Origin of the sequence: Marinobacterium lacunae (genome assembly GCF_000705555.1) — a bacterium.
Lineage (GTDB): Bacteria > Pseudomonadota > Gammaproteobacteria > Pseudomonadales > Balneatricaceae > Marinobacterium_D > Marinobacterium_D lacunae.
This window is the reverse complement of record NZ_JMQN01000059.1, coordinates 175,923-191,529: the sequence shown is the minus strand read 5'-3', so window position 1 is coordinate 191,529 and position 15,607 is coordinate 175,923. Positions and strand designations below refer to the sequence as shown.

The window sequence follows — 15,607 nt, the reverse complement described above, 5'->3', positions numbered from 1 at the left end:
ACACCGGCTATTAGGCCATTGTAGAGGAAGGAGCGGGGGATAAGTATCGCTTTTTATCCCCTGGTCGTAAGACGGTGCGTCTATTACAAGCGTTCTTAGCGGCGCAGATAGTGAGCGAAATCGATATCGCTGGCCGATAGTATCGCCTGAACGCGGTTATGTACCCCAAGCTTGCGCAGAATGGCCGACACGTGAGCCTTGACGGTTGTCTCGGCAATATTGAGGTTATACGCGATCTGCTTGTTCGATTCGCCCTGGGCCATGCGCTCGAGCACCAGTAGTTGTCGGCGTGTGAGTGAGTTGAGCAGTTCCGGCGGAATCTGTGGCTCGTTCATGCGCCGGCTACGTCGATTGTCGCCGCCGCTGGAACGAATGATATCGCTGGGAAGGTAAACGTTGCCGTTTAAAATCTGTTGAAGCGCGTCGGTCATCTGCTGGCGCGGAGCCGATTTGGAGATGAAACCGACCGCGCCACAGGTAATGGCCTGCAGAACGACTTGCTTGTCATCTTCGGCCGAGACAATCACAACCGGTACGGTTGGCGATTCATTGCGCAGCGAGATCAAACCGTTCAACCCGTGCATGCCGGGCATGTTGAGGTCGAGAAGTACAAGGTCGAGATCTTCGTCCTCGGTTGCCAGTTTGAGGGCGGTATCCAGATCTTCGGTTTCGATTGTCTCGGAGCCGGGAAAACCTGACTGGATGACATTGGTGATCGCCTCACGGAACAGCGGGTGATCATCGGCAATCAATATGCGATACACGTCTTTATCCCTCTTATGGTGCTTATTATCGGGGCAATACCCGTATTACACCTTTATGAGCGCGGCGACGAAATTAAACCATCGTGGCAGCGATATGGTACTAAAGTACTGTTTTGATGATTGGGAGTCGCTAACAGTATGATCTTTATTACTGTTTCGCGACAGCCTATCTGCCATAATGGGCCCTATTCAAGAATAGACGAAGTAAAGGTGCTTTCTCGATGCATGATGACAGGCGTCTGCATCCTCGCGTAGACACTGACCTGGACGCTCAGGTTTTGGTGGGGCAGGACAATCTACCGGTAAGAATGGTGAATCTGAGTGTCGGCGGTCTGATGATCGAGGGGAGCGGCCAGTTGGCCGGGCTTTCGGCCTCTCCGGCGACAGGTACGATCGAGATCGGCGTCAGGTTCGATCTTGAGCATCAGCCGGTAAACGGCACGTGCCGTGTGGTGTACAAGCGCCGGCTGTCGGCCGACAAGGCCGCATTGGGTCTTAAAATTATCGATATGGACGAAGCGTTGAGAGCAGCCATCGATCGCTACGTGCGTAAGAATCTGACGTACTGACCGCGTTGTTAAGCGCCATCCTGCTTAGAAAACTTCATCTGTTCAGTTTGTGCGGCGCGTACCGCCAACATCTATCCTTATAAAGGAGTTTTCGCAACATTAAGCAGGATGGGGGGCAGAGCAATGTCTATTTCATCTACAGTGCAACGTTATCTTGAACGTCAGCACATTCCGTATCACCTCAAGCACCACCCGTATACGGAGACCGCAATGACCTCGGCATTCGCGGCAAGAGTGCCCGCGCAGAGGGTTGCCAAGGGTGTGGTTCTCAAGGATGAAGATGGCTTTGTCATGGCGCTGGTGCCCTCTGACAGGCAGGTGAACGTCGACGCCGTGAATCACTCATTGAATAGGTTGTTGGAACCGGCCTCTCAACAGGATGTGAGAATACTGTTCCGTGACTGTGAAGCGGGCGCAGTGCCGTCTTTAGGGATGGCCTACAACATTAAAATGATCTGGGATGACAGCCTCGCACATGAGCAGACATGCTATATGGAGAGCGGAGATCATTCAGAGTTGCTTGAGATCGACAATCCGTCATTTATGCGCCTGATGGAGCATCAACAGCATGGCATGATCTGCCGTTGATTGAAACGCCACCGGCAGACCGCCGCTGCCGGTCAATGATTCGAACTATTTTCCCCCGTCTGTGCTATTTAGGGTTGCAGATTATTCCTATCGCGCAATAATCGAATGCGTTAACGACAATGCGCACCCCATTGAATAGATTGGGAAAAAATATGCTGAATGCACTTTCCGTTATCGCTCGTAGCCGTTTGTTCTGGTTCTTGGTATTGGTCGCCTGTCTACTGCTGGAAGGGACCGCCCTTTATTATCAATATTCTCTTGATTATGGTCCGTGCGTGCTGTGCGTCCACATCCGTGCCTGGATCGCGGGGCTCGGTGCTGTGGCGTTGCTAATGTTTCTTTTGGGCGGCTCAATGGCTGTGCTTGGGCATCTGGCCTCGTTGGCGCTGGCCTCTGGCCTCCTGCGCAGTAGCTGGATTACTTTGGGTGTCGAGCGTGGGACCATAGAGGACAGCTGTACCATGGATCCTCAGTTCCCGTCCTGGCTTCCATTGCATGAGTGGGTTCCGGCTATGTTTGAGCCTTGGGAGCCTTGCGGTTACACGCCGATGCTGCCTTTTGGCATGACCATGGCCGAAGCCCTGGTTCTCATTGGGCTTGCTTGGGTAGCCGTTTCGTTCCTCTTGCTGCTGGCCAGCTTCAGAAAGCCGAAACGAAAGCGCGATCTTTTCCTCTGATAAATCCATCTATACTGCGAACATTGCAGTAACGTTCACGATACAGCGGCGGATGGCCGTTCCGAATCACCAACCGGGAGGCGGCATGGAGATAGAACAGGCCCTGAAGTCAGATGCAGATGATTTGGCGTATCTGATTGATATCGCCGGCGAGGGCATGCCGCAGTATCTCTGGAGCAAACTGGCTGACCCCGGACAAGGAGCGCTAGCGTTGGGTGCTCAACGGGCAGCTCGGGAAGAGGGCGGCTTCAGCTACAGGAATGCTCTGGTATGTCGCGACCGCGGCAATGTGCTTGGCATGATCATCGCCTACCGCTTACCTGCACCCTATGTTGTCGGTGACCTGAATGATTATCCCGAAATCGTTCAGCCGTTGATTCAACTTGAGTCGAAGGCGCCGGGCAGTTGGTACATCAATGCCGTCGCGACCTACGAGGCTGCCAGAGGCCAGGGCGTTGCGCGAATGCTTATGCTAGAGGCTCAGGAGAAGGGGCGCCTTGCTGGATGCTCACTGGCATCGCTTATTGTCGCATCGGGTAACAAGAGCGCACGGCATCTGTACAAGCAGCTTGGCTATGAGGATGTCGCATCCGAGCCAATCATCGAATATCCGGGGTGTCCCTACGGAGGCGATTGGCTATTGATGACCAAACAGTTGGAAGGATAAAGACACCGTTGCGCAAGGTGCGAGACGGTGTCTTTGAGTGGGCTTTGTGATCAAGCAGATTGGAACCGATTCTGACTGCGGCGATGAACCCACTGCATGCCGGCAAGGATGATGCCCAAAGTCCCAAGATAGAACGCCAGATGTATAGCGGTCGGACGCTCCTGGTAACCAACCAGAATGTGCAGTAGCTGGCCGACGACTGACTTTTCTGAGAGCAGGCTACCACTGTTCCACAGAGGCGGCTCGTAGGGCAGTATTCCTGCTTGAATGAGATAACCTGCAGCAGAGGCAGCGAGGCCCGCAGCAAGAAGCAAAATCATCCAGCCGGTAATCTGGAACAGTCGACTGGCAGGAATGCGTAATAAGCCTGAATAGATCAATCGGCCCACCAGAACGCCTGCGGCGACACCAATCAGGCTTCCGCTCAGCATTGAGGTAGTGGAGCTCCCACTTGCGGCGACACTGTACATGAACAGAACCACCTCAGACCCTTCGCGCAGAACCGCCATGCCAGATGCGACGGTCAGAAAGTAAAGCGGCAGAGTTCCGTCGGTTATCTTGGCACTGACATTTTTCAGATGGGCAACCAGCTCTTTGGCGTGGTGCGACATCCAGATGTTATGCCAGGCAAGCATCAATACCGCAGTGAAGAGAATCGCAGCGTTCATGATCTCTTGGCCGGTGCCCTCAAAGGCTCCGGTAATAGAGCGTGCAAAGAGCGCGACGATACACGCCCCCGAAAGTCCTGCAAACAGTCCTGCGCATATCCAGCGGGTGCGGCCCGGTAAACCGCAGGTAGCGGCCATCAAAATACTGATGATCAGCGCTGCTTCCAGTACCTCGCGAAATACGATGACGGCGGAACTAAGCATAAGGCAACCTCAAAGCCGGTTATTCAACGATCAGAGCGCCTTTGGCAGTCGCCTCATGGAACTCGCCCACGAATTCATAACGTCCGGGCTCGAAGGGGCCAACAAATACGGTGCCTTTGCTATTGCCGGGAATGACTTTCTCTATATCAAAATCCTCGCCTTCAAACTCTTCCGGGGAGGCGTCGTCGTTGGAGATAATCAGTTTGACGCGCTCACCAGCCGGGATGGTCAATTCTGCGGGTGAAAACATGTGGTCTTTGATGGAGATCTCGAAAGTGCTCTCTCCGGCCAGGACTGAGGTTGAAATAACACCGAACAACGCAGCGATAAGCAGATTTTTCATGGTGCTTCCTTAGCGATATACAACGAACAAATAATAATCATTATCATATAGGGAGTTTAAGTGCCACGCAATACCACTGTAAATGTCTGGATATTCTTTGCGGGTAATCGACTCAGGTTACATCAGTGCGTTTGGGCAAGGACTGCGAGCGTACCGATCTTCTTGATACCGGTGCGAATGGGATAGAGAACCTGACCGGCCAGCCATTCTGGAAGGATGTCAGCAAATGGGTAACGATCGAGGTCAAGTGCCGGGATATAGGTCTGGGGGGACAGGGTTACGCCGGTTTCGAGTTCTTTCATACGCTGAAACGCCATATGATTAGCTTTCACCAGGCGACCGCGATGGTCGAATGCCAGTAAGCCTTCATGACGCCAATGCGTGAACATGGACCGCGTTGCGTCAATAATGCGTTGGCGGGTCTGGAAGTACTGCTGCGCCAGGTTGGTTTCGATCATCCGCGCAGCGGTTACCGCGAATTCGAGCGCATCGTGCTGATAGGTTTCAGTCAGTCCGGACAGGTCGACGGCGCCGATGACACTGCCGTCATGCGGATCGCGAATGACGTCAGCTGAGCAGGTCCAGTGCTTGATGCCATAGCAGAAATGCTCGGCTCCGTAGAGTTGAATGGGGCCTCTGGCTTTAAGCGCGGTGCCGATAGAATTGGTACCGACCGCATCTTCGCCCCATAGGGCACCTTCTACAAGGTTTACCTTTGTCGCATTGCTCAGAACTTCGTCATCCGACTCCATACGCAGTACTAGCCCATCCTTATCGGCCAGCAGTATCAGACTGTCGGTCTCAAACAGCAGCTCGCCCGCCCGCTTGAGGACAGGTTGCGCAGCGTCGATCAGCTCCCTGTTTTCGCGGCGTTTGTGTTCAAGGTGGTCTTGTTCAGAAAAAGGGGCATGCGACATCAGGGGATCGACGTTCGACTCCTGACAGCGGCGCCAAGAGTCCTCAACAATAGTCCGCATGGTGTTGGCCGGATAACTTTGTGCGACCACGAAGCGCTCCCAGATGTCGAGCAGCTGGTTGTGTTGTTCAGGATTACTTAACAGCTCAGCTTCGGTGCGCATCTGTTGCGTTGAGCGTGCCGCTTGCTCACGTGTATAGAACTGGCCGTGGAGCACAAAGCCGGCGATGACGCCGGGTTTCACTTCGGTCACATGCCCGTTCTCTTTTCTCTGAAGCACCAGCGCTTCCGGCAAGCCGTCAAGCAGGTGCATAGGTGCCTCTCTTCCGTCTGCAAAACGGGAGAGGTGTATTTCACCGGTTTCGAAGTCATAAAAGGCGGGTCGAAAGCCAAGTCCGCGGTTCTCTTCGCTGACACCTCCGCTGCCGCGAAAAATGCGGTTCTGTTCTTTAAGCAAGGCCAAGGTTAACCGTTGCTCGTTTAGCCCCGGTTCTGCCGTACTCTGATTGAGGTGGCTGGGGGTCTTGGCGTTCATTGTGACTCCTGGCATCGCGTGCCGTGTTATGCGTATCTACGCTGAGTATAGTCGCTTGGTGCAGACGGTCGTTTTCTATACCGGAATGATGAATTTTTATCCTGCATTGACCGATGAGTACCGTGTGAGTGCGTTAACGCTTACGGGATAGAATGTGATGAATGAGTTGATAATAGTAATTACACAATCTTCGGGATATCAGTAGAATGTTCTGCTCGTGAACCTGAGCCAAGTCCGCCATGAGCACCGACCCCCAGAGTATGACAGAGACAACCGCCTCCTTGCGTTGGCTGACGTTGTTCAGCATCTGTGTCGCTACCTTTTTGATGCCTCTGAGCCTTTCGTCGGTCAATGTTGCGCTGCCGGCGATCGCCTCTGATCTGCAGGCCGATGCCGTGTTGGTCAGTTGGGTGCCGACAATGAATCTACTCGGCGCGATTGCACTGCAACTGCCCTCGGGCAGAATTGCCGATATTCTGGGTCACAAACGAATATTTCTAGTTGGTGTGCTTCTCTATGCATTGAGCTCTCTGCTGGTGGTGGTGATCGACGATATTCGACCTCTGCTAGTTGTCAGGCTGTTGCAAGGGATATCGAGCGCTATGGTATTTGGCCCGGCTATGGCCATTATCAGCAAGGTGTTTACTGGCAGCAGCAGGGGCATGGCACTGGGTATTACTTCGAGCTCGGTCTATTTGGGGCTCACCTGCGGTCCGTTAATCGGTGGTTGGTTAACCGAGCTGTGGGGCTGGCGCTCGGTATTTCTGGCACCGCTGCCTCTCACCGTCATCACGATGGTGATGGTCGGATTTTTTGTTCAGGAGTCCACTCGAAATGCCGAAGAGCGTCTCGACTGGGTGGGCAGTATCCTGTTTACACTGGCAACCAGTGCACTGTTTATCGGGATTTCCGAAATGCCGAACTTAACCGGTACGCTTCTGGCTAGCACCGGTATCGCATTGATCATCGTGTTTATTTATCAGCAGGAGCGCTCGACCTGGCCGCTGATAAGACTTCGACGCCTGGTGGCGAACCGGGTGTTTTTCAGGTCGATCCAATCCAGCTTTCTGATGTACAGCGCCAACTACCCCTTGCAATTCATGCTCAGCCTGTACTTGCAATATATTCAGGCGTTAACGCCTTTGGAGGCGGGGCAATTGATGCTGCTACAAGCGTTGGTGATGGTTGTCGTTGCACCGTTGGCCGGACGGTTGTCAGACAGGGTCGACCCACGCATTCCGGCAACGACGGGCTGTATTCTATTTGGTGGGGGGTTCGTCAGTCTGTCTTTGGTGCATGCCGACAGCTCGCTAGTCTGGGTCGGCAGCTCTCTGGTGGTCATGGGACTGGGTTTTGGTCTGTTTTCTTCGCCCAACAATAATGCTGCACTCTCCTCGGTGCCGCCGGAACGGTTGGGTATCGGCTCTTCAGTACTGAATATCTCCCGCAGCCTTGGCAACATGATGGGAATGACGGTCGTGGTATTCCTCTTCAACCTGCTGATAGGAAACGCGCAAATAGCGCCTGACCAGTTCCCGGCGCTTATGCAGGCGCTGCAGATATCTTTTCTTATTTGTGCAGGGTATGCCGTGGTTGCCGCCTATACCTCATGGAGCCGGGGTAAAATTTCGCGTTGATCACCCTTTGGGCGGTCCGCTCCGGGCGCTGCGTTCGGGGTTGAAGCTGATGATCGCCAGCACTGTAAACAGGGTTGTGCAGCCAAGCGTTATCGCCAGTGCCTGAATGTTAAGCTGCTGATAGAGGGCAAAGCGAACCAGTTCAACGGCATGTGTAAAGGGGTTGTATTGGCAGATCCAATACAGCCATTCGCTCGATTCACGCATCTTCCATAGCGGGTACAGCGCGGAGGAGAGGAAGAACATGGGGAAAATGACGAAGTTCATGACCCCGGCGAAGTTTTCCAGCTGGCGAATGCGTGCGGATAGAAACAACCCGATGGAGCCAAGCAGCAGTGCAACCAGTACCAGGGCAGGCAGGGCTGTCAGCAGGCCAATAACCGGCGGTTCGACACCGGCAAGCCAGGCGATAGCGAGAAAGGCATACACCTGGAGCAAGGATATCAGGGCGATCGCCAGCAATTTACTGACGAGTAGCCATCCCCTTGGAATCGGGCTCATCAGCAGAACTTTCATACTGCCCATTTCACGGTCATACACCATCGAGAGCGAGCTTTGCATGCCGTTGAATAGCAAAATCATGCAGCAGAGCCCCGGTGCGATGTAAGTCTCGTAGGTTATGTAGGTCTCGTAGGGCGGAATGATGGCCACACCCAGTGCGGCTCGAAACCCTGAGGCAAAGACCACGAGCCAGAGCAGGGGACGTACAAGCGCGCTGAGGAAACGGCTGCGTTGCTGAATAAAGCGCCAGAACTCACGTTTCACGACGCCATTAAAGGCAAATAGATACTGAATAGCACTCATGCGGCCTGTCCTGTCGTACCGGTTAGGTGCTCGAACAGTTCGCCGATTGATTGCGCGTTCTGATCATCACACAGTGCTTGGCCGATACCCTGTGCCAATACCTTACCCTTATGCAGAATGATGGTCGGATCCGAAGTCTTCACCTCTTCCAATATATGGGTTGCCCAAAGCACCGTGAGCCCACGTTGTGCACATAGGTCGCGCACCGCGCCGTTTATCGCTTGCCGGGACGCTACATCAAGACCGGCACTGGCTTCGTCGAGTAGAAGAATAGAAGGGCGGTGAAGCAGAGAACGCGCGATCTCCACCCGTCGTCTGTGACCGCCGTTGAGCGCGCGAACTCGGTCATGGCTGCGATCTTTAAGCCCCAGCCATTCGAGCTCCTGCTCGGCCCTTGCACGAATCTCACGCGTTGATAGCCCGTGCAGCGCGCCGTGGTACTCAAGGTTTTGCAGCACAGTGAGGTCCAGATCCAGAGTGTTTTGCTGGAATACCACGCCCATGTGGGACAAAAACAGTCGAGGCTCGCGGTTGATCGATAGCCCGCCAAACAGTATCTCGCCCTGTTGCAGTTTGAACAGCCGCGTCAACAACGCGAAAAGGGTCGATTTGCCTGCACCGTTCGGCCCCAGAAGCGCGTTGAACTGGCCAGGTTGCAGTGTGATATCGACGCTCTCCAGCGCAACGCGGCTGCCGTATCGGTGGGTGACCGATTTGATCTCCAGCGAAGGTGTCGACATAGAGGGCTCCGTCAAAAGCTGGGCCGGGTGGCGAGCGCCACCCGGCTTAAAGGCTGAGGATCAGTTAACGGTGACAACGCCCCAGGGGTAGCGGCCGACTTTCACGGATTTAATCACCTTGAGATCGTCGACATCGATAACCGAGACATCGCCGCTGACACCGTTGGTGGTCAACAGGTATTTGTTGTCCGGCGTAAACGCCATCTGCCAGACTCGGCGTCCAACAAGCAGGTATTCAAGCACTTCGAATGTTTTGGCATCGATCACAGCGACATGGTTGGCAGGGCCAAGGGCGACGAATGCATAACGCCCGTCCGCGCTGAGTTTGACGCCAACAGGCTGCACTTTGTCCGGATGGATCCCCTTGATCTCGAAGGTGATGTTCTTGATTACCGCGCGTGAGTCTACATCGACCACGGTCACGGTACCGCCGATCTCGGATGATGCCCAGAGCTGTTTACCGTCCGGCGTGAACTGAACATAGCGGGGACGCTGATCCACCAGTGTGTTCTCGACCAGTTCATAGGTACTGGTGTCGATCCAGTGCAGCATGTTGGTGGTTTCGGTTGTATTCACTGCCCAACGGCCATCGGGGCTTACGGCCATGCCTTCGGGTTCGACACCCACTTCAATTTGGGCAACCACTTCGTGAGTTTCAGTATCGACCACGGTGACAAGTGCGTCATCTTCATTGGAGATGTAGAGCATCCTGCCATCCGGGGCCAACGCGAATTGCTCGGGGTCCTCCCCAGATGGCAGGTTCGCGATAATTTTATGTGTTGCAAGGTCAAGTACCTGCACGGTGTCAGAGTCGCTAGCGCAGATATAGAGCTTGGTTTTGTCTTTCGACAACTCGATGCCCCGGGGACGCTCCCCGACATCGATGGTATCGGTGACTGTCCAGGTATCGAGATCCAACACCGATAGTGTGTTGTCCTTCTCATTGGAGATGTAGGCGGTGGCTGCCTGAGTCGCACCGGATAACGTGGCTAAAAGAAGGGCGGCTACAAGTGGTTTCTTATTCATACTTTTCTCTCGTTTTAACGATCCACCCGACAACGGCTCTCCGGCTCGTCATAGCCCAGAGTGTCGAGTTCAGTTTTGGGGTGTAGGAATCCTGCCTGTGGCGATTGAGAGACCAACGCTCTTGGTTGAACCAGCGCGATGGGCTGGCGCAACTGGCCGCTCCAGCCACGGAAATTCAGCTTTCGGCCTTTAAAGGCGGCCAGCTCGAATTGATCGGACAGAAGATAATCTTTGATAGAGGCAGAATCGGCTTTACCCGTGCGGGTGACCGCTTCGGCGATGCTGCGCACCGCTGCCCAGCTGGCGTAGTCCTTTTCGTTCATCCAGCGGCCTGACTGCGCTTCGAAGCGGCTCTGTAACTGAGCGGCACCCCAGGCTTCAATCATTTTGTGCCAACCTACCGGCATCAGACCCTGAGTACCGACAACCGGTCGCGGAAGGCCTGTGTTGTAGGGAAGGAATTCGCCGAAATCGCCACGCTCATCCGCCACAACCACGACGTCATACTCTTTGCCCATGGTGAAAGGTGGCAGTTCTTGCTGAGCGGTGCGCCGTAAGTCGGTGTCGAAGCTCCAGTGTTTCTCCTCGACCACCTTCCCGCCGAATCGTTTGGCGGCGCGTTTTATAGCGGCTGCAAACGCCTCATCGTCGGCGGTGTTTCCGTCGATCAGCATCCAGCGAGACCAGCGTCGCATGATCAGCCACTGGGCGAGCGCATCGGCGAGCATGGCGCGCGATGGGATGGTGTGCAGCATGCCTGGCAGACACTGCGTGGTGCGAAGTGCATCATCCCGACTGCCCGCGTTGATGAGCAGGCTATCCATGGGTAATGCGTCTCTCAACTGCGCCAGCGTGTCGGCAGGTGTGTTTAATATAAAAAGTCGTACGCCCTTGCCATACAGCTCTTTCGCAGACTCGGTGAGCAATTTGGCATCTTCGCTTGAGGATTCATGCAGGGTGTAGTGCTGGTTAAGAAAACGGCCAGTCGTGTTGCTGTCTTTGATGGCAAGGGTGGCGCCTTGCGCACCGGCGTCGTCCGGTTCCGGAATCAGGTTCGAGAGCACCGGTCCCTGGTCGACAATCTGGCCGATATAGGCGATATCGACATTAACAGGCGGCGGTGCCGCGGTTGCCGAAAGCGAGATGATGCCAGAGATAAGCATGAGATGGCGGGCATATTTAAGCATAGCGAATCGTTTTTCTTGTTATCGATACCCCCAGCTTAGGTACTGGTTGATCCCAGTGAAATATGCTGAAGGTCGCAAAGAAATGGTACTCAAGTAGCATTTTTGGGTGCTGAGTAATCCCCTGCTGGCGTTGCCTGAGCCATACCCATCTGACGTTGACCGGAATTTAACCATTGAGGTGAAGAGGTAGGCGCATGCGAAAAACCTTGGCGCTGCAGCTCTTCACGGATAATTTCAAAGCAGGAGGGTATAGTTGACTACTACCAACGGACCATCTTTTGCCTGCCAAGGTGTAATCCCATGAGTGTTGTTGCTGAGCGATGATGATTTGCAGTTCTGTGCGTTCGTGTAATCCGACGCGGACCACATCCGGCTTATAACAAAAACGGGTGAGTATTATGGCAAAGCATCTTCACGTTTCCGCTCTGGCACTGTCTGCACTGATTGCTGCGGGTATCAGCTCTCAGGCGATGGCTCACGGTGATGTGACACCTCAGGGCGTCAACACCGAGGGTTTGACCCCGCTGGGTGAGGAATGGGCTGACACCAACCCCTACCGCAGCCCCAACAAGGATTTCGAGCGTGCTGTTGAGATTGGCTCGTCTGCCTACAACCAAAACTGCGCGCGCTGCCATGGTCTGGAGGCGATTTCGGGCGGTATTGCGCCGGATCTGCGCTTGCTGGCCCCGGACTTCGACGGTGACGAGTGGTTCAAATATCGCGTCATCAACGGTGCTGTCCGTGACGGTAAAGTCTACATGCCGAAAATGGCGGATTACCTGAGTCAGGAGGCGCTCTGGGCAATCAAGACCTATCTGGACGTGCGCCATGATGAGATGGAGTAATATCCCTGCACTGTTTGCACTCTGCCTGCTGATTCTCAGCGGGCAGGTGCAGGCCCGCCTGTATGATGACGTCGTGGCGTCCGGTTACATCCGTATCGGCGTCTATCGTGACTTCCCACCTTATTCCTTCGAGCAGGACGGAAAGCCGGCTGGCATTGATGTCGATCTCGGTCAGGCCATTGCCGATAGTCTCGGTGTTCAACTCAAGCTCCACTGGATCACGCCAGATGAAACCCTGGATGATGATCTGCGCAACAACGTATGGAAAGGCAGTGTGCTCGATAAGAGCGAAGAAAATCCGTTGGCGATGAAAGATGTTGCCGATGTGATGCTGCGTGTACCGTACGACCGCGATTACGCCTATAAGCGTGACTCTCTTGGTCAGCTGATCAACGAGCAGGTGGTGATGATGTCGCCCTATCATCAGGAGCGTTGGCAGCTTGCGTTTGACAGCGAAAAGCTTGAATCAGTGCGCACTCTGGCCAAGTTTCAATACAACCCTATCGGCGTCGAGATCGACAGCCTGCCGGCGTTTTACCTGACGTCCGCGTTGCAAGGACGCATGCGCAACAACACCCATCATTTCGCGAATCCGCGCTTAGCGTTTGATGCGATGAAAGAGGGTGAGGTGAGTGCTGTCATGGCGCTGAGAAGTGAAATCGACTGGCTGCTGTTCCGTGAAGGCGGAGATCGTTATCGCCGTGCGGAAAATGGTTTTCCTGATATGGGTAAGCAGGCGTGGGACATCGGTATCGCCATCAGGGAGAGTGATCGTGACCTCGGTTACGCGGTGGACGGTGTCTTCGAGCATATGATCGGTGACGGATCGATGGATGCGCTGTTTGCGCGCTACGGTGTCACCTATGAAAAACCGAGCCTTTTAACCGCGGCTCAGTAATCCACTCTATACCCCCTTCGAGGCCCGCACGTGTTGCGGGCCTCTTTATATAACTACGACCAAAAGCGCCCGCTATGGGCTCGAAAGTAGTATGTCCCAACGCGTGGTAGCTGATTAGGTTGATAGTGATGGTCTTTTCAAAATCACTAAAACAATAAGTATTGCTATGTATGCCACCCTTCTCAGAATCCTCTTACTGATCGCGCTGTACCTGCCTGCTGCGCTTCAGGCCCAGCCGCTGCCCCAGGTTCGCGTAGGGGTGCTTCAATACGGCACCGGGCATTGGGAGCTGGCCAATATCCAAAACGCTGGGCTTGATCGAGCCCAGGGCTACGAGCTTGTGCCTGTGCCACTGGCTAACAGTTCGGCGGCTTTGCTGGCGCTAACAAGCGGCAGCGTTGATTGGATCATCGGTGACTGGGTTTGGGCGGCCAAACGCTCTCAAAGCGGTGATCCTTTGCGTTTTCTTCCATTCTCTAGCCGCATCGGTGAGGTGATGGTGCCGGTGAGCAGTTCTATCGATAGTGTCGCTTCATTGGTCGGGAAGCGGGTCGGTGTGGCGGGAGGGCCAAACGGTAAAAGTTGGCAGTTACTCTATGCCGCCGCCAAGCAGCAGGGGGTCGATCTGCAAAAAGAAGCTGAGGTTGTATTTGGTGCGCCTCCATTGCTGAGTCGGGAATTGGAATCCGGGCGCCTTGATGCGTTGCTGACGTTCTGGCACTTTGCTGCCCGGCTGGAAGCGCAGGGGCGTTTCAAGACCGCTTTCAGTGCTCAATCAATCTCTGTAACTTTGGGTATAGATGAACGCCTGCCGATGCTTGGCTACCTGGCAGAGGAGAAATGGATCATTGAAAATCAAAAGCTTGCGATGGCTTTTGAACGTTCTGTCTATATTTCAAAAGAGCAGTTGAGATCTGACGAGCCTTGGCGCGCAATACGACCGCTTATGCGGGCTGAATCAGACGCTGTATTTGACGCGCTGAAAGAGGGGTACCGAAAGGGTGAACCACACAGAGCGTTGGATGCAACGCTGATCAGTTCGGCAAGACGAGCATGGCCGTTGCTCGGCGGTGATGGCGAGTTGCCGGTCGGCATTTTCGACGGTGTGGGCGCACAATGATCACCCGTCTTCGCGATTACGTATTGGTACTCGCGGTGCTGGCTGTATTGTGGCAGGTGTTGGCGCAGGTGCTGAACGATCCGCTTTTGCCTTCACCGGCTCAGGTAATGGCCACGATGTGGCATGAAGCAGTTAGGGGTGACCTGATATATCACCTGATGGTTACCCTGAGGCGTGTGGCCATCGCATTTCTGTTTGCGATGGTGTTGGGCGTTCTATGGGGGTGGTGCATGGGGCGATCCAGACGGATGAATCGTCTGTTTGACCCGCTGCTTGTCCTTTTTTTGAATCTCCCGGCACTGGTGCTGATCATCCTGTTGTACGTCTGGATGGGGCTTGTTGAGTCGGCGGCTGTGCTGGCGGTCATCCTCAACAAAGTACCCAATGTGGCCGTTACCCTGCGTGAAGGTGTCAGGAGTCTTGACCCTGAGTTGGAGGCGATGGCTCGCGCCTACCGGTTTACGCTAAGGCAGAGAATTCTCGATCTATGGCTGCCGCAGCTTTTTCCCTATCTCATGGCCGCCATGCGAAGTGGCTTGGCGCTTATCTGGAAAATTGTGCTGGTTGTTGAGCTGCTTGGGCGCTCCGACGGGATCGGATTTCAGTTGCATCTTGCGTTCCAGATGTTCGATGTCTCAACCATTCTCGCCTACAGCTTCAGTTTTATTCTGGTGGTTCAGCTGATTGAGTGGCTGCTTTTGCAGCCGCTTGAGAGGCGTGCGCGGCACTGGCAGGCGGCAGGAGAGGTACAGAATGCTTGAGTTGCGACTGGAGTCGAAATCGTTCTCGCGCCCTGTGCTTGGTCCGTTGGAGTTGAGGATAGAACCGGGGCAACGATTGGCGTTGGTGGGGCCGTCCGGATGTGGCAAAACGACGCTGCTTAATATCGTTGCCGGGCTTGATACGGATTTCCGGGGAGAGCGCATCCAAACACGTGAGAGCTTATGCATCGCGTACATGTTTCAGGAGCCCCGGTTGTTACCTTGGCGCACGGTCGCACAAAACCTTCAGCTTGTGGGGGTTGCGACCGATGAGATTGAAGCACGTCTTGAAGAGGTAGGGCTTGACGGCATAGCGGCGTTATACCCACGCCAGCTATCCCTGGGTATGGCCAGGCGTGTTGCATTGGCACGCGCACTGGCGATCAAACCTGATCTCCTTCTGTTGGATGAGCCTTTGGTGTCGCTAGATCCCGAAACAGCCCTGAAGATGCGACAGCTGGTTAAATCGCTACTGGATCAGCGCCCCTGGATAAGCCTTCTGTTGGTTTCTCACGATCCCGAAGATGCTCGTCAACTGGCTGATGAGTGCATCTATCTGACTGATCAAAAAGTCGGGGTATTACTACCAAGTGAGGAGAAAACTGCTTCTGCCGGTTAATTGTTGAAAAACTGGGGCGCTACAAGAATTAGCTACAGC

The 15,607-nt window shown here is 54.4% G+C and carries 18 protein-coding genes; 10 read left to right on the top strand and 8 right to left on the bottom strand.

Features of this window, described 5'->3' with window-relative positions; translation table 11 throughout:
• Positions 1–95 precede the first annotated feature (95 nt).
• Positions 96–764 carry a response regulator gene (locus ADIMK_RS20485; protein ID WP_036192117.1) on the bottom strand — a complete coding sequence of 223 codons (669 nt, stop codon included), beginning with the start codon at positions 762–764 and terminating at the stop codon, positions 96–98.
• Positions 765–985: 221 nt separating this feature from the next.
• Between ADIMK_RS20485 and ADIMK_RS20480 the strand changes: the two genes are divergently transcribed.
• The 4 genes from ADIMK_RS20480 (at position 986) to ADIMK_RS20465 (ending at position 3,265) form a co-directional block, all read left to right on the top strand.
• The gene (locus tag ADIMK_RS20480) at positions 986–1,333 is read left to right on the top strand and encodes a PilZ domain-containing protein (RefSeq protein ID WP_036192116.1); all 348 of its coding nucleotides are present in this window, start codon (positions 986–988) and stop codon (positions 1,331–1,333) included.
• A gap of 108 nt (positions 1,334–1,441) precedes the next feature.
• Positions 1,442–1,921: an aminoacyl-tRNA deacylase gene (locus ADIMK_RS20475; protein ID WP_368085840.1), complete on the top strand. Its 480-nt coding sequence runs from the start codon at positions 1,442–1,444 to the stop codon at positions 1,919–1,921.
• A gap of 152 nt (positions 1,922–2,073) precedes the next feature.
• Positions 2,074–2,598, top strand: a complete 525-nt coding sequence (locus tag ADIMK_RS20470; protein ID WP_036192115.1) for a disulfide bond formation protein B — start codon at positions 2,074–2,076, stop codon at positions 2,596–2,598.
• 85 nt (positions 2,599–2,683) lie between these two features.
• Entirely contained in the window at positions 2,684–3,265 is a 582-nt protein-coding gene (locus tag ADIMK_RS20465; protein ID WP_036192114.1) for a GNAT family N-acetyltransferase, read from the top strand.
• Between the two features lie 50 nt (positions 3,266–3,315).
• Here the strand turns inward: ADIMK_RS20465 and ADIMK_RS20460 are convergent, their stop codons facing one another.
• The 3 genes from ADIMK_RS20460 to ADIMK_RS21565 form a co-directional block, all read right to left on the bottom strand.
• The gene (locus ADIMK_RS20460) at positions 3,316–4,137 is read right to left on the bottom strand and encodes an FTR1 family iron permease (RefSeq protein WP_036192111.1); all 822 of its coding nucleotides are present in this window, start codon (positions 4,135–4,137) and stop codon (positions 3,316–3,318) included.
• A gap of 19 nt (positions 4,138–4,156) precedes the next feature.
• The gene (locus ADIMK_RS20455; protein ID WP_036192108.1) at positions 4,157–4,480 is read right to left on the bottom strand and encodes a cupredoxin domain-containing protein; all 324 of its coding nucleotides are present in this window, start codon (positions 4,478–4,480) and stop codon (positions 4,157–4,159) included.
• Positions 4,481–4,602: 122 nt separating this feature from the next.
• Positions 4,603–5,931, bottom strand: coding sequence for a sigma-54-dependent Fis family transcriptional regulator (locus ADIMK_RS21565; protein ID WP_051693184.1), 1,329 nt, complete (start codon positions 5,929–5,931; stop codon positions 4,603–4,605).
• A 260-nt stretch (positions 5,932–6,191) separates the two neighbouring features.
• Here ADIMK_RS21565 and ADIMK_RS20445 point away from each other — a divergent pair, with 260 nt between their 5' ends.
• A complete protein-coding gene (locus ADIMK_RS20445) occupies positions 6,192–7,568 on the top strand; it encodes an MFS transporter (protein ID WP_156043020.1) in 1,377 nt (458 codons plus the stop codon).
• Here the strand turns inward: ADIMK_RS20445 and ADIMK_RS20440 are convergent, their stop codons facing one another.
• From ADIMK_RS20440 to ADIMK_RS20425, 4 genes are read right to left on the bottom strand one after another with little or no spacing between them, the layout of a single operon-like run.
• Entirely contained in the window at positions 7,569–8,372 is an 804-nt protein-coding gene (locus ADIMK_RS20440) for an ABC transporter permease (protein WP_036192101.1), read from the bottom strand.
• Positions 8,369–9,112 (bottom strand): ABC transporter ATP-binding protein, encoded by a 744-nt coding sequence (locus ADIMK_RS20435; RefSeq protein WP_036192098.1) that lies wholly within the window; start codon positions 9,110–9,112, stop codon positions 8,369–8,371. Before ADIMK_RS20435 ends, ADIMK_RS20440 begins: the two co-directional genes overlap by 4 nt.
• A 60-nt stretch (positions 9,113–9,172) precedes the next feature.
• Positions 9,173–10,138: a YVTN family beta-propeller repeat protein gene (locus tag ADIMK_RS20430; protein WP_036192095.1), complete on the bottom strand. Its 966-nt coding sequence runs from the start codon at positions 10,136–10,138 to the stop codon at positions 9,173–9,175.
• A gap of 14 nt (positions 10,139–10,152) precedes the next feature.
• On the bottom strand, positions 10,153–11,325 hold the full coding sequence (locus ADIMK_RS20425; protein WP_036192091.1) for an ABC transporter substrate-binding protein: 1,173 nt from the start codon (positions 11,323–11,325) through the stop codon (positions 10,153–10,155).
• A gap of 398 nt (positions 11,326–11,723) precedes the next feature.
• On the opposite strand from ADIMK_RS20425, the gene pedF reads away from it, so the two are divergent.
• The 5 genes from pedF (at position 11,724) to ADIMK_RS20400 (ending at position 15,568) form a co-directional block, all read left to right on the top strand.
• Positions 11,724–12,170 carry a cytochrome c-550 PedF gene (pedF, locus tag ADIMK_RS20420; protein ID WP_036192087.1) on the top strand — a complete coding sequence of 149 codons (447 nt, stop codon included), beginning with the start codon at positions 11,724–11,726 and terminating at the stop codon, positions 12,168–12,170.
• Entirely contained in the window at positions 12,154–13,068 is a 915-nt protein-coding gene (locus ADIMK_RS20415; RefSeq protein WP_036192084.1) for a substrate-binding periplasmic protein, read from the top strand. Before pedF ends, ADIMK_RS20415 begins: the two co-directional genes overlap by 17 nt.
• A 166-nt stretch (positions 13,069–13,234) precedes the next feature.
• Positions 13,235–14,188: an ABC transporter substrate-binding protein gene (locus ADIMK_RS20410; RefSeq protein ID WP_051693183.1), complete on the top strand. Its 954-nt coding sequence runs from the start codon at positions 13,235–13,237 to the stop codon at positions 14,186–14,188.
• Positions 14,185–14,949, top strand: coding sequence for an ABC transporter permease (locus ADIMK_RS20405; RefSeq protein ID WP_036192082.1), 765 nt, complete (start codon positions 14,185–14,187; stop codon positions 14,947–14,949). Before ADIMK_RS20410 ends, ADIMK_RS20405 begins: the two co-directional genes overlap by 4 nt.
• Positions 14,942–15,568, top strand: coding sequence for an ATP-binding cassette domain-containing protein (locus ADIMK_RS20400; RefSeq protein ID WP_051693182.1), 627 nt, complete (start codon positions 14,942–14,944; stop codon positions 15,566–15,568). The genes ADIMK_RS20405 and ADIMK_RS20400 overlap by 8 nt, the downstream gene beginning before the upstream one ends.
• Positions 15,569–15,607 lie beyond the last annotated feature (39 nt).